Source organism: Prevotella multiformis (assembly GCF_018127985.1).
Taxonomy (GTDB): Bacteria; Bacteroidota; Bacteroidia; order Bacteroidales; family Bacteroidaceae; genus Prevotella; species Prevotella multiformis.
On the sequence record NZ_CP072357.1, the window covers coordinates 546,697 to 566,802 of the forward strand.

19 protein-coding genes are annotated in these 20,106 nt (G+C 51.2%); 10 read left to right on the forward strand and 9 right to left on the reverse strand.

Going from position 1 to position 20,106, the window contains the following annotated elements; all coding sequences use genetic code 11:
* The first annotated feature begins 24 nt into the window (after nucleotides 1–24).
* The 4 genes from J4864_RS02160 to J4864_RS02175 are packed head-to-tail and all read left to right on the forward strand — an operon-like array spanning nucleotide 25 to nucleotide 2,350.
* Nucleotides 25–531: a hypothetical protein gene (locus J4864_RS02160; RefSeq protein ID WP_211814426.1), complete on the forward strand. Its 507-nt coding sequence runs from the start codon at nucleotides 25–27 to the stop codon at nucleotides 529–531.
* Nucleotides 518–1,414 (forward strand): hypothetical protein, encoded by an 897-nt coding sequence (locus tag J4864_RS02165; protein ID WP_211814427.1) that lies wholly within the window; start codon nucleotides 518–520, stop codon nucleotides 1,412–1,414. Before J4864_RS02160 ends, J4864_RS02165 begins: the two co-directional genes overlap by 14 nt.
* Nucleotides 1,415–1,426: 12 nt before the next feature.
* Nucleotides 1,427–1,912, forward strand: a complete 486-nt coding sequence (locus J4864_RS02170) for a S24/S26 family peptidase (protein WP_007368551.1) — start codon at nucleotides 1,427–1,429, stop codon at nucleotides 1,910–1,912.
* Between the two features lie 33 nt (nucleotides 1,913–1,945).
* A complete protein-coding gene (locus J4864_RS02175; protein WP_211814428.1) occupies nucleotides 1,946–2,350 on the forward strand; it encodes a PqqD family protein in 405 nt (134 codons plus the stop codon).
* A 346-nt stretch (nucleotides 2,351–2,696) separates the two neighbouring features.
* On the opposite strand, the gene rny is transcribed toward J4864_RS02175, so the two are convergent.
* The 4 genes from rny to J4864_RS02195 all read right to left on the reverse strand — a co-directional run bounded on the left by rny (nucleotide 2,697) and on the right by J4864_RS02195 (nucleotide 5,571).
* On the reverse strand, nucleotides 2,697–4,238 hold the full coding sequence (rny, locus tag J4864_RS02180) for a ribonuclease Y (protein ID WP_007368554.1): 1,542 nt from the start codon (nucleotides 4,236–4,238) through the stop codon (nucleotides 2,697–2,699).
* Nucleotides 4,239–4,273: 35 nt separating this feature from the next.
* On the reverse strand, nucleotides 4,274–4,567 hold the full coding sequence (locus tag J4864_RS02185; protein WP_007368555.1) for a cell division protein ZapA: 294 nt from the start codon (nucleotides 4,565–4,567) through the stop codon (nucleotides 4,274–4,276).
* Nucleotides 4,568–4,578: 11 nt separating this feature from the next.
* On the reverse strand, nucleotides 4,579–4,872 hold the full coding sequence (locus J4864_RS02190) for a coiled-coil domain-containing protein (RefSeq protein WP_211814429.1): 294 nt from the start codon (nucleotides 4,870–4,872) through the stop codon (nucleotides 4,579–4,581).
* Nucleotides 4,873–4,938: 66 nt separating this feature from the next.
* Nucleotides 4,939–5,571 (reverse strand): DUF8491 family protein, encoded by a 633-nt coding sequence (locus J4864_RS02195; RefSeq protein ID WP_211814430.1) that lies wholly within the window; start codon nucleotides 5,569–5,571, stop codon nucleotides 4,939–4,941.
* 236 nt (nucleotides 5,572–5,807) lie between these two features.
* Here J4864_RS02195 and J4864_RS02200 point away from each other — a divergent pair, with 236 nt between their 5' ends.
* The 4 genes from J4864_RS02200 (at nucleotide 5,808) to J4864_RS02215 (ending at nucleotide 11,190) form a co-directional block, all read left to right on the forward strand.
* The gene (locus J4864_RS02200; RefSeq protein WP_211814431.1) at nucleotides 5,808–7,217 is read left to right on the forward strand and encodes an undecaprenyl-phosphate glucose phosphotransferase; all 1,410 of its coding nucleotides are present in this window, start codon (nucleotides 5,808–5,810) and stop codon (nucleotides 7,215–7,217) included.
* Nucleotides 7,218–7,304: 87 nt separating this feature from the next.
* Nucleotides 7,305–8,186 (forward strand): glucose-1-phosphate thymidylyltransferase RfbA, encoded by an 882-nt coding sequence (gene rfbA, locus J4864_RS02205; protein WP_007368559.1) that lies wholly within the window; start codon nucleotides 7,305–7,307, stop codon nucleotides 8,184–8,186.
* 43 nt (nucleotides 8,187–8,229) lie between these two features.
* A complete protein-coding gene (locus tag J4864_RS02210) occupies nucleotides 8,230–10,752 on the forward strand; it encodes a GumC family protein (RefSeq protein ID WP_211814432.1) in 2,523 nt (840 codons plus the stop codon).
* 12 nt (nucleotides 10,753–10,764) lie between these two features.
* Complete coding sequence (locus J4864_RS02215) at nucleotides 10,765–11,190, forward strand: BT0820 family HAD-type phosphatase (RefSeq protein ID WP_211814433.1); 426 nt, start codon at nucleotides 10,765–10,767, stop codon at nucleotides 11,188–11,190.
* A gap of 280 nt (nucleotides 11,191–11,470) precedes the next feature.
* On the opposite strand, the gene J4864_RS02220 is transcribed toward J4864_RS02215, so the two are convergent.
* The 5 genes from J4864_RS02220 to J4864_RS02240 form a co-directional block, all read right to left on the reverse strand.
* Nucleotides 11,471–12,454, reverse strand: coding sequence for an ISAon1 family transposase (locus J4864_RS02220; RefSeq protein ID WP_449579656.1), 984 nt, complete (start codon nucleotides 12,452–12,454; stop codon nucleotides 11,471–11,473).
* A gap of 1 nt (nucleotide 12,455) precedes the next feature.
* A complete protein-coding gene (locus J4864_RS02225; protein WP_211813571.1) occupies nucleotides 12,456–12,800 on the reverse strand; it encodes an ISAon1 family transposase N-terminal region protein in 345 nt (114 codons plus the stop codon).
* Nucleotides 12,801–13,255: 455 nt separating this feature from the next.
* Nucleotides 13,256–14,383: a nucleotidyltransferase family protein gene (locus J4864_RS02230; RefSeq protein WP_211814434.1), complete on the reverse strand. Its 1,128-nt coding sequence runs from the start codon at nucleotides 14,381–14,383 to the stop codon at nucleotides 13,256–13,258.
* 32 nt (nucleotides 14,384–14,415) lie between these two features.
* Entirely contained in the window at nucleotides 14,416–16,344 is a 1,929-nt protein-coding gene (locus tag J4864_RS02235) for a polysaccharide biosynthesis protein (protein WP_211814435.1), read from the reverse strand.
* Between the two features lie 166 nt (nucleotides 16,345–16,510).
* Nucleotides 16,511–17,899, reverse strand: coding sequence for a toxin-antitoxin system YwqK family antitoxin (locus J4864_RS02240; RefSeq protein WP_211814436.1), 1,389 nt, complete (start codon nucleotides 17,897–17,899; stop codon nucleotides 16,511–16,513).
* Between the two features lie 147 nt (nucleotides 17,900–18,046).
* Here J4864_RS02240 and J4864_RS02245 point away from each other — a divergent pair, with 147 nt between their 5' ends.
* Both J4864_RS02245 and buk read left to right on the forward strand, forming a co-directional pair.
* Nucleotides 18,047–18,958, forward strand: a complete 912-nt coding sequence (locus J4864_RS02245) for a phosphate acyltransferase (RefSeq protein WP_211814437.1) — start codon at nucleotides 18,047–18,049, stop codon at nucleotides 18,956–18,958.
* A gap of 35 nt (nucleotides 18,959–18,993) precedes the next feature.
* Complete coding sequence (gene buk / locus J4864_RS02250) at nucleotides 18,994–20,058, forward strand: butyrate kinase (protein WP_211814438.1); 1,065 nt, start codon at nucleotides 18,994–18,996, stop codon at nucleotides 20,056–20,058.
* The last annotated feature ends 48 nt before the right edge of the window (nucleotides 20,059–20,106 follow it).

Below are 20,106 nucleotides of genomic sequence, written 5' to 3' on the forward strand. Positions count from 1 at the left end.
ATCAACACAGAAAGATAGATTATAATGAAGATGAGACTCCGTCAGATGTTCGTCATTGCAGCACTGCTGCTGGGATGGGTGAACAGCAGTTACGCCAAAGGATACAAACCCGCCAAAGTCTATGTGTTCGGCTTTGCAGCCTCTTTCAACGACTCGACCGTCTATATGACTGACATCCAGCAGGTCGACGCCTATCTCTTCAATGACCGCACGCATTTCCTTGCCAACCGCGAGGATTACTCTTACCAGCTGCGTTCCTATCTGCAGGACAACGGTCTGGAGCACTACCCTACCTGTGTGACGATGTTCGCAGAGAACGAAAAACAGGCCATGAAGAAATACGTGAAGTTGAGAAGCAGATACGAGAGATCCAAAAAGAAATACGTCATCAAGGGGATCGCGGAAAGCCAGTTCGGCTATAAGACCGTTGAACCCGACGAACTCGCCGTCTACAACAGTTCACAGAATCCGGGGAAGAAGACCAGGAAATCGAAAAAGAAGATACGGCCGGAAGAAGATGGAGAAAAATAACTTCAACATAGCCGACCTCGACGTGCAGATTGCTTTCCGTGACACGGCTGTCAACGGAAAGCAGCTGCTGCATTCTCTTGAACCTTTCAGGACCGGCAGGCCTTCCGGGGAACTGTTCTTCCGGCTGACGGTCGACGACACGCTCCGACCTATCCCGAAAGAACGGCGAAAGCGCATCCGCACCTTTGACACGGGCAACGGTGACACGATCGTCGACCGTGTGGATGACGGCGGCTATCAGTATATCATCAAGGACATCAACGGTGCAGGCTGCTGCCTGCTGCAGTGCAACAAGGACTTCACCGACTGCCGCTGTGCGCTCAACGGCAGTACGAATATGCGTATATTCGGACTGAACAATGCGCTGATGCTCATCTTCGCCTTTGCCGGAGCACACCGGAATGTCCTGCTGATCCATGCCTCCCTTGTCCGCCACAACGGCTACGGCTATGCCTTCATTGCCAAGAGCGGGACGGGAAAGTCCACACAGGTCAGCATGTGGCTGCGCTATATCCCGGGGTGCGACCTGATGAACGATGACAATCCCATCGTGAGAATCATAGAAGGTGAAGCGTGGATATACGGCAGCCCATGGAGCGGGAAGACCCCCTGCTACCGCAATGTAAAGGCTCGTTTAGGTGCGCTCACACGCATTGACAGAGCAGCAGCCAATTCGGTGGAAAAGCCCGACCCTATTTCGGCTTTCGCCTCTCTCCTGCCCTCCTGCTCCAGCATGAAATGGGATCCGGCAATCTACAACGCCATCTGTGACACCATTACGAAGGTGGTAGAGACCGGGAGAATATTCACGCTGCACTGTCTGCCCGACCGGGAAGCGGCCGAAGTGTGCTGCCAGGCCGTGACAGAAGGAGAAAACTCATAAAGACCCGGCTATATGCCCAAGATACCTCTTACAGCCTCTGAGATTCAGTTCGCCAATGCCGACTTCCTCCCCGAGGTGGTCAAAATGCTGAACGAAGGCCATACGGTCACACTACGACTGCGTGGCTTTTCCATGCGTCCTTTCCTTGAGAACGACCGTGACAAGGCTCTTCTGGTGAAGCCTTCTGCCGTAAAAGTGGGCGATCCTGTCCTGGCAGAAGATTCTCCCGGACACTATGTCCTGCACCGGATTGACAGGATAGAGGGAAATCATGTCACCTTGCGCGGTGACGGGAATCTCGGTGTCGAGCATTGCAGGATGGAGAACATCGTCGGCAGCATCATCGGTTTTTATCGGAAAGGGCGGTCGCACATGGACCGCACAGACGGGTGGAAATGGAGGCTGTACAGCTTTTTCTGGATACGGCTTCTCCCCCTGCGGCGATACCTCCTTGGGATTTACCGCCGCCTGTGGATTCCGTACTTCGGGCCGGTTTAATGTCAGTAAGAACAAGAAAATCACCAGTTAAGTATGAAAGTAAAAAACGGTTTTAAACTCCGTGAAGTATGCGGGGAGCATATCATTGTCGCTGAAGGGGATGAAAACATTGATTTCAGCAACATCATCTCTATGAACGAGAGTTCCGCTTTTCTGTGGGAAGAAGTGCAGAAACGGAGTTCCTTCACAGTAGAGGATCTTGTGGAACTGCTCTGCGGTGAATATGAAATCGACAAACTTACTGCCCGGAAAGATGCCACCGCGCTTGCTTCCCAATGGGGCGTTGCAGGAATCATCGAAGGGGAGGACATTCCGGAGATGATTGCTGAGAATGTCGGAGAGGAAGTCCAGCCTTCAGCAGAAGGCATTTCTCAAGAGCAGCAGAAAGAATGTGAACAGGCTCCGAAAAAAGGTCTCTTCAGACGGATCTTCGGATAGGATGAGCTTGGCGAAAGATCCAGGAGGCTATAACTCGGATGCCCCGGATGGAATAGCCCTGCCTGACTCCATCCGTACAGAAAAGCGTTATTGACAATCCATACGTCGCATATCTTATAGTCTCTTCACAGAACTGTCTTGCAGAGGCCTCGGATTCCCTTTGATTGATCCGGAGAGGGACTATCTTCCGGAGACGCTTGAAGAGACGGCAGAAAACAAAAAAGACCATTTCCTTACTCGAAAAACGAAACAGGAAATGGTCTTTTCTATTGGATTGTTTCAAGATGTAAGAGGCACGGGAAAGCATTTGCATTCTTCATGCGTCTTACGGTAAGCAAGTCGTCGCTTATTTGGCATAGGCCACAGAGCGGGTTTCACGGATGACCGTGATCTTCACCTGTCCAGGGTAGGTCATCTCGTTCTGAATCTTCTCTGCAATCTCAGAACTGAGCTTCTCACTCTCCGCATCGTCCATCTTGTCAGCACCTACGATGACGCGAAGCTCACGACCGGCCTGGATGGCATAGGTCTTCGTCACGCCCGGATAACTCATCGCAATGGCCTCGAGGTCGTTCAGACGCTTGATATAAGCCTCGACGATCTCACGGCGGGCACCAGGACGGGCACCGGAAATCGCATCACAGACCTGCACGATCGGTGCAAGGAGCGTTGTCATTTCCACTTCATCATGGTGGGCTGCGATGGCATTGCAGATATCCGGTTTCTCCTTATACTTCTCGGCGATCTTGCCACCATAGAGGGCGTGCGGGAGATCGGTCTCTTCATCAGGGACTTTGCCGATATCGTGCAGCAGTCCCGCGCGTTTGGCCTTCTTCGGGTTCAGTCCCAGTTCGCTTGCCATGACAGCACAGAGGTTGGCGGTCTCACGTGCGTGCTGCAAGAGGTTCTGACCGTATGAAGACCGGTACTTCATCTTGCCGACAATACGGATCAGCTCCGGGTGCAACCCATGGATGCCGAGGTCGATGGCTGTCCGCTTTCCGGTCTCGATGATCTCGTTGTCGAGTTGCTTCTTGACCTTGGCGACAACCTCCTCAATGCGTGCAGGATGAATACGGCCGTCTGCTACCAGCTGATGAAGAGCCAGGCGGCAGACCTCACGGCGGACAGGGTCGAAAGCGGAGATGACAATCGCTTCCGGCGTATCGTCAACGACAATCTCGACCCCGGTCGCAGCTTCAAGGGCACGTATGTTCCGTCCTTCACGGCCGATGATGCGGCCTTTCACCTCGTCACTGTCAATGTGGAATACGCTTACGGAGTTTTCGATCGCCGTTTCTGTGGCAACCCGCTGGATCGTCTGGATGACGATTTTCTTCGCCTGCTGGTTGGCATTGAGCTTTGCCTCGTCTACGATCTCATTGACATAAGATGCAGCATCAAGCCTCGCCTGGTCTTTCAGACTTTCCACCAGGCGCTTCTTGGCCTCTTCCGAACTGAGACCGGAGAGTTCCTCGAGCTTCGTACGCTCCTGCTCCTGCATCTTCTCGAGATCCTGTTGCTTCACCTGCAACAGTTTCTTTTCATTGTCGACACGCTGCTGCTGCTGGTCGACATCCTGCCTGCGACGGTTGATTTCCTCCTGACGCTGGTTCAGTGCGACTTCACGCTGCTTCAGCCGGTTCTCACCCTGCTGTATCTTCAGCGTACGCTGCTGCACTTCTTTTTCCAGTTCACTCTTCTTGTTGAGGAATTTCTCTTTCACCTCCAAAAGCTTCTTCTCTTTGATTACCTCTGCAGCTTTCTCTGCTTTCTCCATGGTGTCTCTGTACTTCCCCGTCAGGATATAACGGAAGACCGCAAATCCACCGGCACACCCTGCTGCGAGGCAAATCACAGCTATGATGACTGTTACTATTGGACTCATTGATTCTTGATTATGATTTAAATTAAATATTCCCGTTACTTCTTCAGTGCATCTTCAATTTCAGAAGTGAGTTTTCCGAGAATATCATTGAATGGAGCCGTATCATTACGTGCACGTTCTTTCTTATACCGCAATGCGATATCCAGCATCGCCATGTACAAGATGTCCCGATTCTCTTTCTTGCCTTTGAAGAGCGTGGAATAAGTATTGATGGTGTCCGTAATGAGCTTGGCTGCCGAACGATAATACTCCTCGTCTTCCCGTGGAACATTCACGGAGAGTTCTGCGTTGTAAACGTGCAATCGTATGTGTAGCTTATCGTCTGCCATTACATTCTATTTTATTTCTCACTTAGAAGCGTGATACACTTGTTCACGTCACGGATCAGCTTGGCGACGCGCTTCTGTGCCGTTTCCATGTCCCCATCCGTGATCTCGAGCATCTTAGCCATCTTCAACGTATTGTAGTCGGCATGCGCCTGAGCCAGCTCCTTCTGCAGCTGCGTTATCTCCCGGTCACGCTGGTCGACAAGCGTATACAGTTCGTCATTCTCCTTTCTCTGTGCTTCGTACTGAAGGATCATCTGACGTACACGCGTCGCAAACGTATTCAGAGATTTCTCATTCGCATTCATAGCTAATCTGTTCGTTTTGGCTACAAAATTACATTAAAGTTTTTATTTAAGCAAACATCTTTCTGATTATTTTGCCGGTGTCTCTTCGGCCGGTTTGGGCTCTTTCTTTGCCAGGATCACCATCTGGTAGACAAAATCCGTTGTCCATTTCCGGCTGAATCCCAGACGATGGTCGTACTGGCGAATGGACATGACAGCCTTGATGACGCCGGGGTCGGAGAAGCTGTTCTTCTCATAAATGTCATTCACGGTCTTCTCGGTCATGGTGTAGATGGCCTTCTTGAAGAATCCCGGGACACGCAGCTTGAACTTCATCAGATTTCCTACCAGCATCATCAGGTCCTGGGTGAAGCCCTGGAACATGTACAGGTAGGGCTGTACATCCTGCATCTTCTTGCAATTCTTTTTGATGCTCGCATCTATCTCATCGAAGAAATCGTCGTCAACTTTATAAATGTTTTTCATCGTCTTGCGCACGCTTGCCTTCTCTCCTGGACCGAGCTTGTTGTTCAATGTCGGAACACGGAAGGTCTGCTTATAAGTACGAAGGTCGGGGAGTGTCGCCAAGTTGTTGATGCCCAACCGTCCTGCAAGTGCTGCCTGGAAGTACACCCGTACAAGTGTCATATAGTCTTCCATGCCGCCGGTCTTGCCCTGTGCATTTTCTTTCTTTCCTAAGATCTTTGATAGAAATCCCATATTCTTTTTGAAGTTTTAAAAGTAATTGAGGAGTACCCTTTTCGTTTACCGATTGCAAATTTACACAAAAACTGTGATTTATAAGCCAGTGAGGTGAAGAAAATGTTTATTTCCTTAATAGGAAAGTTAATAAGAAACACGAAAAGTACCCGACAAGCAAATGTTTTCTCTTTTTAAAAACTCTTTAATTCGATTTTAATTATTACCTTTGCACGCAGAGATATCCGATTTTCCAAATGAGAGAGTATAACGGCAACGATTTTATCAAATGGTTAGTTATCTTCAATGATTTCATCATCTTGAACATAACTATGATGGCGTTTCTGCTTCTCCCCCCAGAACACGCTCCGGAATTTATCTACACGGAACCCAGGATTTTCTTCTTTGTCGGAAACGCTACCATGATTCTCGCCCAGCTTGCTTTCTCGACAATCATCAATCTCCGGCACCTTACCTTCCAGGACATTCTGACACGTGCCTGCAAACTCGTCATCACGCAAGTTGCAGTCGCTGCGGTCTTCCTCCATTTCATGAAAGACGCACAGAACCTTTTCACGTTCTCGGCCGAATTCGCGCTTAGCCTCTATACGCTGATCATACTTGCAAGAATCATCGAGCGCTGGCTCTTAAGGCGGTACCGGCAGAGAGGAGGAAACAGCCGTTCTGTCCTGCTCGTCGGAAACGACCCGGCGCTCATCAGCGTTTACAGGGAACTGACGAACGACCCTTCTACGGGATACATCATCAAAGGCTATTATGCAGATGCCCCCATCTGCAACCTTCCGGACGGGGTGGCTCTGACGTATATGGGCACCATTGCCGACCTCAACAGGGACATGGTTCCTTCTGTCAACGTCAGACCTTACGACGAGATCTTCTGCAGCATGTCGCACAACGATGCAGAAGAGATTGTGAAACTGATGCGGTTCTGCGACGACCATGTCATCCACTTTCACTATGTTCCCCGCATGTTTGCCAATTACCAGCTCAAGCTGACGGCAGAACGTGTAGGCAGTCTGGATCTCTTCACCAATCATATCGAACCTTTGTCTGACATGGGAAACAAGTTCATCAAGAGATCCTTCGACATCATCGTCAGTCTGTTTGTATGCCTCCTCCTTCCACTCATCCCATTCATAGCCCTCTGCATAAAGCTGCAGAGTCCCGGTCCCGTGTTTTTCAGACAGGAACGGACGGGGCTGAACGGGGTGACCTTCCTGTGTTACAAGTTCCGCAGCATGCACGTCAACAGGCAGGCGGACACGGCACAGGCAACGAAGGACGACCCGCGCAAATTTCCCTTCGGCAATTTCATGCGCAAGACAAATCTCGACGAGTTCCCGCAGTTCTTCAACGTCCTGCAGGGGGACATGAGCATCGTAGGACCGCGTCCTCACATGCTCTACCATACGGAACTCTATTCTGAGATAATCGACAAGTACATGGTAAGGCATTTCTCAAAGCCCGGCATTACCGGCTGGGCGCAGGTCACGGGATACCGGGGCGAGACCAAGGACCCGAGGCTCATGGAGGAAAGGATAAAGCATGATATCTGGTACATAGAGAACTGGACCTTCTGGCTCGACATGAAAATCATCCTCATGACAGCATGGAGCATCGTCCATCCGGACAAGCATGCGTATTGACTTCGTTCCATGCCGCCCCATACAGGAAGATGCCGTACAGGAAAAGAAACAACTACTAAATAAAAACAGATTTCAAACAACACCATTATGAAAGGTATAGTTCTTGCAGGAGGATCGGGAACCCGCCTCTACCCTATCACCAAAGGCATAAGCAAGCAGCTTATCCCCATCTACGACAAGCCGATGATCTATTACCCCATTTCTGTGCTGATGCTGGCAGGAATCAAAGAAATACTGATCATCTCCACCCCTTTCGACCTGCCGGGTTTCAAGCGGCTGTTAGGTGACGGAAGCAGCTTTGGTGTACACTTCGAGTATGCAGAACAACCTTCACCCGACGGACTGGCACAGGCCTTCATCATCGGCGAGAAGTTTATCGGAAACGATGCCGTCTGTCTGGTCTTAGGCGACAACATCTTTTACGGAGCAGGACTCAGCAGCCTGCTGTACAGCAGCGTGCAACGTGCAGAGAAGGAAAACAGGGCAACCGTCTTCGGTTACTATGTCAACGACCCCGAACGGTACGGTGTGGCGGAGTTTGATGAGAACGGAAGATGCCTCAGCATAGAAGAAAAGCCGGAACACCCCAGGAGCAACTATGCCGTCGTAGGGCTTTACTTCTATCCCAACAGTGTCGTCGGAATCGCCAGCCGCATCGAGCCTTCCGCAAGAGGCGAACTGGAGATAACGACCGTCAACCAGCGCTATCTGAATCAGGACGCGCTGATGGTACAGACACTCCAGCGCGGTTTTGCATGGCTCGATACAGGCACCCACGACAGCCTGTCAGAGGCAAGTACATTCATTGAATGTATAGAGAAACGGCAGGGACTTAAGGTGGCCTGTCTGGAAGAAATCGCCTACAAGAAAGGGTGGATCACAAAAGAAAGACTGAGAGAAGAAGCCCGGCCCATGGCAAAGAACAACTACGGGAAGTATCTTCTCCGGCTTGCAGAAGAAGACGTATAACCCCTTACGGATCGACATCAGAAAATAAAGAACGAAAAGAAATATGGAAGAGAAAACAAAATTAGAACAAGGACAGGGGCAGGAGGCACAAGAGACCAAATCCTCCATTGACTTCGCAGCCCTCTACCGAACCATCATACTCAACTGGTACTGGTTCATCCTGTCACTGATCATCTGCGGTGGCTTAGGCGCGATTTACCTCAGATACGCCACTCCGAAATACCAGTCCTCTGCCAAGCTGCTGATCAAGGATGATGACAACGGAAGCAAGCGCGGGCAGTCTTTACAGAACATGACGAACCTCGGCATCATCTCCAATTCCGCCGGAATCGACAACGAGATGGAAATCCTCAGCTCGCACTCTATCGCCGAAGATGCCATCAGAGACCTGAAACTCTACGTAGACTATTCGACGAAGGGCAGAATCAAGAATATCATACTCTATCGCGACCAGCCGCTCAACGTGGATGTGGATAGAGCACATCTGGAAAAGCTGAATATGCCAATCGACCTGGCCATTACGAGGAACGGCACAACGTACAGTGTCAGCGGGATCTATTCTGTTCCGACGGACGAAAACGAGAGCGAAGGCCCCTTCTCCCTCAACAGGAAGTTCACTTCGCTTCCCGCAACCATCGCCACCCGTGCCGGCATCATCACCATCAGCTCCAACAACGGACACAGCCTGCATGACGGACAGACCCTGAAGGTCGAAATCCTCTCGCCGAAGATGGCATCAGACAAGTACGTCAGCGAGCTACAGGTCGCACAGACTTCAAAGACCACCTCTATCGCACAGCTTCAGTTGACGGACGAGGTGCCGCAGCGTTCGCTGGACTACCTCAGGCAGCTTGCCATCGTCTACAACCGGCAGGCCAATGAGGACAAGAACATCGTCGCCCTGCGTACCGAGAAGTTCATCAACAGCCGTCTGCAGAAAATCAACGCCGAACTCGGCAAGACGGAAGGACAGCTGCAGAACTACAAGCAGCAGAACGGCATGGTGGAACTGAAGCTGAACGCCGGCAATGCCGTCACCAACCAGAACGAGTCCGAACTGAAACTGGCGGACATGCAGACACAGATCGAGCTCTTCGGAACCATCGCACAGGAGGTCGAAAGTTCGTCGAGAAACCTCTCACAGGTAATCCCTTCTAATGTGGGTCTGGACGACCAGAGCTCCACCTCCCTGATCAACAAGTACAACGAGCTGGTGCTCGAACGCAACCGTCTGCTCCGCAGTGCTTCCGAGAACTCGCCGGTCGTAGAGCCGCTCACGGCCCAGATCCGCGAACTGAACGGGAACATCCGACGCGCCATTGCGGCGGCCCGGCAGAATCTGCAGATCCAGCGGGATGCCCTGGCAGCCCAGGTCAGCAAGTTCAACGAACAGGTCGCCGAGACTCCTCAGCAGGAACGTATGCTGACACAGATCGGCCGCCAGCAGGAAGTCAAGTCGGGACTGTACCTCATGCTGCTCCAGAAACGTGAGGAGAACAGCATCTCCCTGGCCGCTACAGCCGACAAGGGAAAGCTGATCGACGACCCGCAGCTCGGCGGGAAGATCAGTCCGAAGTCTTCTATCATCCTGCTGATCGCCCTGCTGATCGGACTGGCTATTCCGGCCTTGATCATCTTCCTGCAGCAGTTGTTCCGCTACAAGATCGAAGGACACGAGGATGTGGTACGGCTTACGAAACTCCCGATCATCGCCGATGTGGCCATCGCAAGCAATACCGCAAAGGGAAAGGCCGACATTGTCGTGCACGAGAATCAGAACAACCAGATGGAAGAGATCTTCCGCTCCATGCGCACCAACCTGCAGTTCATGCTGCATGAAGGACAGAAAGTGGTGCTCTTCACCTCCTCTACCTCCGGCGAGGGCAAGACCTTCACGGCCGCCAACCTCTCCGTCAGCTTCGGTCTCCTGGGCAAGAAGGTCATCCTGGTAGGTCTTGACATCCGCCGTCCCCGTCTGGCCGAGCTCTTCGGCATCCAGGACCACAGGCATGGAATCACCAACCTCCTTGTTAAGGAGTCTCCGACAGCCGCAGAAGTACGGGAACAGATCCTGCCCTCCGGTGTCAACAAGAATCTGGATCTCCTTATGGCAGGCCCCGTTCCCCCTAACCCTGCCGAGCTTATCGCCCGCAAATCATTGGAGGATATTATCGGAATATTGAAAGACGAGTACGACTACATCATGATTGACACGGCGCCTGTCGGTCTGGTCACCGACACGCTGCAGATTTCCCGCGTGGCCGACGCTTCCATCTATATGTGCCGTGCAGACTACACGCCGAAGGCGAACTTCGAGATGATCAACGCTCTGGCCAACGAGAAGAAACTGCCTAATATGGCGGTTGTGCTGAACGGTATCGACATGTCCAAGAAGAAGTACGGCTACTACTACGGCTATGGCCGATACGGTAAGTACGGACGTTACGGACGTGGACTCAGCAGCTATGGATACGGACAGTACGGACATTATGGCAACTACGGCAACTACGGCAACTATAGCAGCAGCCACTATGGCAATAAGGATGATCACTCTATAAAGAGATAAACATAGAAGAAGATGACAATTGCAGTTGATTTCGATGGAACCATCGTAGAACATAAATACCCGAAAATCGGTGACGAAGTACCCTTCGCCACCGATACACTGAAGATGCTGATCAAGGACGGACACCGGCTGATCATGTGGAGCGTAAGGGAGGGCGACCTGCTTCAGGAAGCGGTCGACTGGTGTCATGCACGCGGTGTAGACTTCTGGGCCGTCAACAAGGACTACCCGGAGGAAGAGAAAGACAAGAACAACCACTTCTCAAGGAAACTCAAGGCGGATATGTTCATCGACGACCGCAACTTCGGCGGGCTGCCCGACTGGGGGACCATCTATCAGATGATTACGCACCATGAGACCTGGGAGAGCCGTGGATTCGGACATCATTCATTCGAGGATCATAAACCGCCGAAAAAAAAGCATTGGTGGAGTCTCTGAGCAAGCCGCACATGTCAGACCTGCCGATCAGGTCTGGAAGCGAGCCGGAAAGCAGTCAGCCCAAAACACCAGACCAAACGGGAACTGTATTCCCAAGGCTTGGGAACAACATTCCCAAGGCTTGGGAACGACATTCCCAGCCGCTGGGAACAGCCGTCCCGACCGGTCGGACACAACTCTTCACGGCAATCAGGGAAATACCGGCGACCGGCCGGCCGGCTACTTACTGACGGACGAAAGTATCGGGTCAGTCCTAAAACCCAGTTGCAAGCCTATACTCTTAAGCACACAATTTCATAAGCCTATATAAAAAGAAAGGAATATCTGTAACTCCTCTGAACTGTGCCCTGAATGCCTTAACCTTAGCATTGAATGACTCGGCATTTGCATTCGTAGCTCTGTTTACAAAGAAATTGAGTATGGTTTGATAATGATTTTCAAACGTGTCAATCACTGTGTAGAAATTGTCCACTCCCAGCTCTTCAACCTCATTAAACCATTTTGCCAGCTTCAGCCTTGCAGCATCCTTGATGCTCTTGATGTTATAAATGTCGGTAAGTTTCATAGCCAAATCATATGCCTTTTTCAGTGTCGGATAATGTTCAAAGATGATTTCCGCCCTACCTTTCTGTGTTTCAGTCCACTTGGTCTTGTGCTTGGTCAATATGAACTTTGCTCTGGCGAGCAACTGCTTGCGCGTGTCACCATTGCTGTATCTAAATGGTATATATTCCTTACCCTTACTTTTAGCTTCTTTTATCTCCTCATTCTCTTTATCTCTTGCCATCCATCGGTAAGCGATACGCATGTCATCCAGAGCATCATAATATAGTTTCTGCACATGAAATCTGTCATTGGTAATAAGTGCTTTTGGAAAAACAGAGCGGGCTATGCGCATCATAGAAGATGATAAATCGAGTGTTATCTCCTTGACTGTCTTTCGTTTAGAAAGGTTTATCGTCTTGAGAACCTGGATGACGTCCTCAGCCTTGGTCCCTTTAACCACAGCCACTAAAGTCCCTTTTCTGCCCTTTCCCGCCTTGTTGGTCAGAAAAGTATAAACCTCGCCACTGCTTAGACAGGTCTCATCAATACTTAGGTTCTCACCTATGTTATCTTCAAACAATAGCCAGTCTTGAGCATGCCCCAACTGGTCCCAGCTACGATAATCACTGAAATGTTCCTTGTACTGTGTGGATAACTGCTTGCCATTTACGCCATAGTGCGCACCGATGCTTGCGATGCTCTCTGCAGTGGACTCAATTCTATTCTTTTAAAAAAGAAACGAACTCGGGGGATAGTTTACTGCCCTCGGCCGTCAAGTCATCATATGAATAAGTAAATATCTCTCCGTTGGAACTGTCACGCCACTTGCGACGGCGAACATGGAGGTAGACGGCTTTGCCACGAAGAGGAAAGTCCTGAATTACACGCTCGCTGGTAAAACCATAACTGCTTACAGTGCCTAGCTTATGGTCTGACTTTTCCATAAAGTTACGCTCGTCAAGCCAAAAGTCAAACTGGGAAACACTCTCTTGAATATCGACAACATCAAAGTAGTCGGCAAGTACATCTGGAAAGATGCAACGTAATAGTTGGTCACTCTTCATGATGCAAAGGTAATAAATACTTATGGAATTATGTGCTTAAGAGTATAGGCTTGCAACTGGGTTTTAGGACTGACCCAAAGTATCCCGGAGGATGGAACCTACTCTCTGGACAAGACAGAAAAAAGCAAGGAGGAGAATGTAAAGATGGCATTCTCCTCCTTGCTTTTTCCATATCAAGAGGTCAGGATTTCTTCGCAAATCATGTCACTCGTCCCTGTCCCCACTGACTGTACAGGAAACGTCACCCGCCCAAAAAGACCGGAAGAGTGTCGCATACCCTACCGTAGGGAACGATGCCCCCGTCTGTCCGCAAGACCGACTGTTCGTCGGACAGACGAGGGATGCCCGTCCCTGCCTGTGCTGCCACATGCACTCTTGACTCAGCCCTATTGGTCCTGTGTGAATATACGTGTCAACACCGGCGGAAGAAAAGAGCGGAAGCAGACAATACCGTCTTACTTCTGCAGCTGACGCAGGCGGCGCCGCAGATAAGCCTTGTAAATCATGTGCCACCAGCGCGAAACAGGACGGCCCCATATCGTCTCGGAGGGAAAGTCCATGGCAAAATGCAGGTTCCTGTATATCTCGACGAAATACTGCGAATAGACTGACTTCCCCGCAAAAGAATAGCGTCTGTCATGAAAGCCGAAATTCCCTGCCTGCAGCATTTCGGATACCAGCATCCTGCCGATCCTCTCGTCCGGTTCCAGCAGCAGATACTGATCGGGAAGCCCCAGCGTCTCCTTCATCACATACATCACGGCCGCTGCGAACTTGTACATTCCTGTCTGCCGGAAGATACGCAGCGTTCTCCGGCGTTCTTCCTCGCTGAAGCCGTGGAGAAGCAGATAGTAATAATCTATCATCTGACGAAGGCCGATGCCCTCAAAGAAGAAATGGTGCATGAGGTGTGACATCTGGAAAACCCGGTTGAAATCGTCGGTCAGGGTGTACATATACCCTGATCCGTCAGGCAGCTGCGTCAGCTTTTCAAACTGTGAAGCCTTACATTGATTGAAAAAACGCCGCAACCTGTATTCATGCCATAGATTGCCCATGAAGGATGGGAAGAAATGTACTTCGACAGGGGTCTTGAAACACCCGACCTCTATATGATGATAGCCGATTTCCCCGTGTCTGTCCAGCTTTCTGGAAATGCGGATGACATCCAGTGTCTCCGCATCCGTCCAAAGATCAATGTCGCCCGATGTCCGCATATACGGATCGGGATACATAAGCGCATTTGTCTGTCCTTTCAGCACACAGCTATGCACACCATATTCCTTCAGCATCAAGGCCGTGAGCATGGAGGCATCCTTGTAGGCCTGCCGGTTAGCCCGTTCGATAAACGAACAGCTGCCATACCATTTTAGGATCTGCTGTCTGCCGGGACGGTGTTCGGACTTGGAAAGGCGCTTGATTCCATGGAAAAAGACACCCAGAATGGCTTGCTTGTAACCGAAGTCATAGAGGGCGTCCCAATCCATCTCGGCCAGCCCGGCCGGTTCATCCGCTTCTTCCCGCAGACAGAAGCGCAGGAAGTCGGCAAAAAGGGCGGACAATTTCATTTCTTTCTCATTCATTTGCGACGATTCGTTTGCACCGCCTTCTCCCGTCAGGATACATCTTTCCTGTCAAGAACGGAGTACTTGCTGTTGTTGCTTACATATTCCGGCACGATTTCCTTCATCTTGCCAACGATGGCCATGTCATTGTATGTATGGCTCAACGAGACAAGAGAGACGATCTGGCTGTTTACCGCCTCGTAGTCATACTCGCATACCTTGGCGATACGGATTTTCTCATGGAAACTCGGAAGGGTGTTCTCCTTCGTGCTCAATACCTCTTCGTAGAGCTTCTCGCCAGGGCGCAGCCCGGTGTATTCCACTTTGACGTCCTTGGCCCCGGAGAGCCTGATCATCCGTCGGGCAAGATCGGCTATCCTGACCGGCTGGCCCATATCGAATACGAATATCTCCCCGCCGACGCCATGAGTGCCCGCTTCAAGCACCAGCTTGCAGGCCTCCGGGATGAGCATGAAGAAACGGATAATATCGGGATCGGTGACCGTGACCGGTCCGCCGGCCTTAATCTGCTTTTCAAAAAGCGGTATCACGGATCCGTTGGAGCCCAGCACGTTTCCGAAGCGGGTCGTTACGAATTGTGTCACCGGCCTGCTGCCGGCCTGCCCGTTGATTTTCCTGTTCAGACTCTGGCAGTAGATCTCGCAGATGCGTTTGGAACAGCCCATCACGTTGGTCGGGTTCACGGCCTTGTCGGTGGAAACCATCACAAACTTCCTGACACCATACTTCACGCTGAGATCGGCGATGACTTTCGTTCCCCAGACATTGTTCTGTATGCTCTCCGAAGGATTGTCCTCCATCATCGGGACGTGCTTGTAAGCGGCGGCATGGAAGACATAGTCGGGGCGGTAGGTCTGGAAAATCTTTTCCATGCGCTCCTCGTTGGCGATGCTGGCAACGATGGTGTGCGCCTTTATCTCCGGCCAGTCAAAGTGCATCATCAGCCGGATGTCATGCTGGGGGGTCTCCGCCTGGTCTATCAGGATCAGTTCGGAAGGTTCATAGACAGCTATCTGGCGCACCATTTCGGAGCCGATGCTGCCGGCAGAACCCGTTATCATGATTTTCTTCCCACGCAGAAGACGGCCGATGGTGTCCATGTCCACATGGATCTGTTCACGGGGCAGAAGATCCTCTATGCTGATTTCCTTAAGCTGTACCTGGGAATAGTCGTCATCCTGCTTCCATTCCTTCTCTCCCGAACTCATGAAAATCTGGATGCCAAGGCCGAGGAGCGTGTCCTGCAGCTTCTGGTCATTACGGAAGTACTCATTCTGCAAGGGCGAGACAAGGACTGCCTGGATGTTCATATCCTTGATGTGTTCTGCAAGTTTGTCATCCGCTACATACACCTTCGTGCCCATGAGGACACGTCCCTTGATGGACGGATCATGAGAGATAAAACCTTTCAGCAGAAAACGGCAAGGCCGTTCGCTGCGGATGATTTTCGCCAGTCCTACACCGCCGCCCCTCACACCATAGATGAGTGTACGCATCCCCTTGTCCGTATTGAACAGGACATCGTAGAGCGACTTCGTCAGGATACGGAACGCCATCATGCCGATGGTCGCGACAAGATACATGGCAGCAATCTGCCGTCCTTCGAGCCGTACAAACTCCAGATTCCAATGATAGACCACGTAGTGCATGGCCTCTGCAATGCCCAGCGAGAGCAGCATTGCCATTCCCACACGCTGCAGATCGACGAAGGAAGAATAGCGGATGATGCCCGAATAGGTACGGAAAAGCTTGAATCCTATCAGGTTGAAGACCATATACATGAAGATGGTCTTGGTCAGCAGGGCGATGTTTCCCAAGGCTACCGCCCCGTGATAATACAGCCAGAAGACGAAGATGCCGGAAAGGTAACAGATAAGAATGTCCATGCCGAGCACCACCCAGTAAGGAAGGGCATTAACAGAAAGATACCAGTTGAAAAGCTTGTCGACTACCTTCATATCCCATTCATAAATTAAGCCATAACCCTCTCTGAATGCAGAAAGAAGGCCTGCAAATCCATTTTATTAGTTTTAATTTAGGCTGCAAATTTAAGCAAAAAAACTTAAACGTCCTAATTTAAGTCGCAGAGAATTGGCCCCTCTGCAACGGATTCGCGCTTTTCCATCACCGCACATCCATCTGGATATGATAAAGTCCTGCGTAGAGACCGGACTGATGGGTGAAGGTGAGGATGACCTCACGCTCGCCGTATGCAGTCGGGCTGCCTTTCCGTTCAAGGATGAAATTCCCGTCCAAGGTACGATAGTCTCCTCCACCGAGCACAGCATAACCGCACTCTACGGCCTTCCAGGCAAAGGAACGCATCTCGGCTTCCGACCATGTAAAGAGGTTAATGCGGTTAATGGAAAGGCTGTCGCCCACGGAGGAACCGAAAAAGCCCGCCTGCCGCGGTCTGTCACCCGTCACCCTGTCTTTTCCTGTCTGTGCATCATAAGGCAGATGGTGATGGAGGATTATTTCCTTCTGTGCGCCATAGCCGTTGACGGTCTGGGTGTCTTCCAACCGGAGGCGTCTGCCTAAACCTGTCAATTCGTCTATCCGTTTCAAGCTTTCTTCTTCCCGGCTCAAAAGGCCATATAGATAGGAGAAAGGGAAAAAGGACTGGCCGTCTTCTGATGCGGTGACCGTCTTTTCGTCTCTCGCAGAGGCAGAGTCGGCCGGCAGACGGTCTGGATACTTCACGTCCGCCACAAGCTTTTGCTCTTTTGTCATGTCCTTTGAGGGTCTTCCATCACGGGCTTTCGAAGGAGTCTTTCCGGCGGTATGGGATCCTTGGAAGTCCGCATCTCTACGCACATCTTCCTGTCTTACATCTGAAGTCACGTGCTTCTCCGGACGGTCTTCGCTTTCTCCTGGCTCCGGTATGCCGGATTCCCGGGTCCTGGAGATGGTTTTCGACTGTGCCATGATCAGCGCCTCATCGTGCCGGAAACGCTCACAGAAAGCATCCTCGTTGGTCTGTCGGTCTATATAGTGGTCTTTTCCGCCCTGTATCTCTCTGACCTTAGCCCCGTTCCGCCAGACGGTTGTATATTCCAGATGTCCGTTTTCATCATAAGTATAACATGGACCGTCGAGGACACCGTTCCGGTAACTCAACTTCATTCCAATATTTCCACTTGGGAAAAAAGACAGCGCCCTGCCGTCCGCCTTGCCATTTCTGTACTGCATGACGGACTCTACCCTGCCTGACTTGTGGAATGTCCGGCATACCCCGGTCAGTACGGTCCTGCGGTCATTCTGTCTGTCAAGACTTGTATAATGCTTCTCGGCCTGCAGCTGTCCGGTGATGAAATAGTCGTAAAACATCTTCTGCCCCTTTTCATCCACAGCAAGAACACGATAATAGGAGGCCTTGTCAGCACTGGGAACAGGCTGCCACCGGCTGTTATAGAACAAAGCTCCATGAGGAATGTAGCTGCGTGAAACCTTCTGGGCTGAGGCCAGTTGAAACACGGCGCATACCCATATAATAATGTGCAAACGTCTCATATAAAATCTTTAATACGACCGCAAATATACATCAATGAAGCTGAAAAAAAGAATTTTCCTGTGTTTTTTCACCAGAGAACGATTGTATTTCAAAACAAAGTAGTATCTTTGTCACGTCATCAGACTATAACTGAAAATCGATTAACTATGCCAGAACAAAAAAAGACGATCAAAGACTTTAGCCAGCTCATCGCTCTTCTCAAGGAGAAGAACGTCTGCAAGCGCACCGCCGTGGCGTGGCCGGAGGATGCTCATACGCAGGAAGCTGTCACCAGGGCAGCGCAGGAAGGGTTTATAAACCCTATACTGGTCTGTTCCGAAGACACCGCAGAAGGCTATGCCGGCAGGCATGGCTTTCAGTCGGTCATCGCCCGGACACCTGAAGAGGCGGCACAGAAAGCAGTCGGACTGGTAAGGGAGAAACAGGCAGATGTCCTCATGAAAGGGTTCTTGAACACGGATGTGCTGTTGCGTGCCATTCTTGACAAGGAGGTCGGAATCCTGCCGAAAGACACGGTGTTGACCCATATCACCGTCGCCAAACTGCCCGAATACCACAAGCTGCTGTTCTTTACCGATGCGGCGGTCATCCCCGCCCCGACGGACAAACAGCGACGGGAACAGGTCAGATACGTTGTCGATTTCTGCCATGCCTTCCAGATTGATTGCCCGAGAGTCTCCCTTATCCACTGTTCTGAAAAGGTAGACGAACGCCATTTCCCTTATACCGCATCCTATGCGACACTCCGAGAGGAAGGGGAGAACGGAGCTTTCGGTTCCTGCCTGATAGACGGCCCTTTGGACCTGAAGACCTCCTGCTCGCCTGAGGCCATGAGCGTCAAACGGATCGATTCCCCCATAGGAGGCGATGCTGATGCCTTGATTTTCCCCGACATTGAAGCCGGAAATCTGTTCTACAAGGCCGTCACTCTCTTCTGCCGTGCAGAGACAGCTGCCGTCCTTCAGGGTACAATGGCGCCCGTTGTACTTCCCAGCCGGGGCGACACTGTCAAATCCAAATTATACAGCCTCGCACTGGCAAGCCTGATTTCCAGGTAGCATATCCCCTCTACATTAAGGTGCAACAAGACATTATGGCATACAAGATATTAGCAATCAACCCCGGCTCGACTTCCACAAAGATTTCCCTTGCTGACGACGACCAGCCGGTGTTCGTGGCGGACATCACCCACTCCCAGGAAGAGCTGAGCAAATTCAAACGCATCTCCGACCAGTTCCACTTCCGCAAGCAGGTTGTCATAGAGGAGCTGAAGAAACGCAATATTCCCCTTGACTTCGATGCCGTCATCGGTCGAGGCGGACTTGCCAAGCCCGTTCCCAGCGGTGTCTTCTCCATTACTGAAAAGATGATCCTCGACCAGCAGCAGGCTATCCACCAGCACGTATGCGACCTCGGCTGCATGATTGCCGACGAGATAGCCCGTGAGATTCCGGGGTGCAGGAGCTTCGTAGCCGACCCCGGTGTCGTAGACGAGATGGAGCCCGAGGCACGTATCTCAGGCTCTCCGCTGATGCCCCGTATGTGTATCTGGCACGCTCTGAACCAGAAAGCGATAGGCAGACGATTTGCCAAAGACATGGGAACAACCTATGAGAAGCTGAACCTCATTATATGCCATCTGGGCGGAGGGATCTCCATTGCGGCCCATGACCACGGCCGGGCTGTCGATGCCAACAACGCCCTGGATGGAGAAGGACCGTTCTCTCCCGAACGGGCCGGGTCGTTACCCGCAGCCGACCTGATCCGTCTCTGTTTCAGCGGGAAATACACCGAAGACCAGCTGCTGAAGAAAGTAAGCGGACAGGCTGGACTCATCGCACACCTCGGAACCAACGACCTCAAGGAGATAATGAACTGGATAAAAGCAGGTGACAAGCATGCCGAACTCATTGTTTCAGCCATGATATGGCACATCGCAAAGAATATTGCAGCAGAAGGTGCCGTACTGTACGGGAAAATCGATGCCATTCTTCTGACAGGCGGCATGGCGAAATGTGACTATATCATCGAAAGGCTCAGGCGGCGGCTCAGCTATCTTGCCCCGATCCACGTCTATCCCGGGCAGGACGAGATGCTGGCACTGACCGAGAATGCACTGGCTGTCCTGTGCGGAGAGAGAACGGCACGGGAATATTGACGAAAGTCACCGTCACGATCAGGAATCCTAAACAATTCAACTATCATT

What these genes read in the sequence shown, in the direction of transcription:
- J4864_RS02210 (WP_211814432.1), top strand. Translation starts at nt 8,230, where the DNA reads ATGGAAGAGAAAACAAAATTAGAACAAGGACAGGGGCAGGAGGCACAA.
- J4864_RS02160 (WP_211814426.1), top strand. Translation starts at nt 25, where the DNA reads ATGAAGATGAGACTCCGTCAGATGTTCGTCATTGCAGCACTGCTGCTG.
- buk (WP_211814438.1), top strand. Translation starts at nt 18,994, where the DNA reads ATGGCATACAAGATATTAGCAATCAACCCCGGCTCGACTTCCACAAAG.
- J4864_RS02170 (WP_007368551.1), top strand. Translation starts at nt 1,427, where the DNA reads ATGCCCAAGATACCTCTTACAGCCTCTGAGATTCAGTTCGCCAATGCC.
- J4864_RS02230 (WP_211814434.1), bottom strand. Translation starts at nt 14,383, where the DNA reads ATGAATGAGAAAGAAATGAAATTGTCCGCCCTTTTTGCCGACTTCCTG.
- rny (WP_007368554.1), bottom strand. Translation starts at nt 4,238, where the DNA reads ATGAGTCCAATAGTAACAGTCATCATAGCTGTGATTTGCCTCGCAGCA.
- J4864_RS02240 (WP_211814436.1), bottom strand. Translation starts at nt 17,899, where the DNA reads ATGAGACGTTTGCACATTATTATATGGGTATGCGCCGTGTTTCAACTG.
- J4864_RS02245 (WP_211814437.1), top strand. Translation starts at nt 18,047, where the DNA reads ATGCCAGAACAAAAAAAGACGATCAAAGACTTTAGCCAGCTCATCGCT.
- J4864_RS02225 (WP_211813571.1), bottom strand. Translation starts at nt 12,800, where the DNA reads ATGAAGAGTGACCAACTATTACGTTGCATCTTTCCAGATGTACTTGCC.
- J4864_RS02175 (WP_211814428.1), top strand. Translation starts at nt 1,946, where the DNA reads ATGAAAGTAAAAAACGGTTTTAAACTCCGTGAAGTATGCGGGGAGCAT.
- J4864_RS02235 (WP_211814435.1), bottom strand. Translation starts at nt 16,344, where the DNA reads ATGAAGGTAGTCGACAAGCTTTTCAACTGGTATCTTTCTGTTAATGCC.
- J4864_RS02190 (WP_211814429.1), bottom strand. Translation starts at nt 4,872, where the DNA reads ATGAATGCGAATGAGAAATCTCTGAATACGTTTGCGACGCGTGTACGT.
- J4864_RS02215 (WP_211814433.1), top strand. Translation starts at nt 10,765, where the DNA reads ATGACAATTGCAGTTGATTTCGATGGAACCATCGTAGAACATAAATAC.
- J4864_RS02195 (WP_211814430.1), bottom strand. Translation starts at nt 5,571, where the DNA reads ATGGGATTTCTATCAAAGATCTTAGGAAAGAAAGAAAATGCACAGGGC.
- J4864_RS02185 (WP_007368555.1), bottom strand. Translation starts at nt 4,567, where the DNA reads ATGGCAGACGATAAGCTACACATACGATTGCACGTTTACAACGCAGAA.
- J4864_RS02165 (WP_211814427.1), top strand. Translation starts at nt 518, where the DNA reads ATGGAGAAAAATAACTTCAACATAGCCGACCTCGACGTGCAGATTGCT.
- J4864_RS02200 (WP_211814431.1), top strand. Translation starts at nt 5,808, where the DNA reads ATGAGAGAGTATAACGGCAACGATTTTATCAAATGGTTAGTTATCTTC.
- rfbA (WP_007368559.1), top strand. Translation starts at nt 7,305, where the DNA reads ATGAAAGGTATAGTTCTTGCAGGAGGATCGGGAACCCGCCTCTACCCT.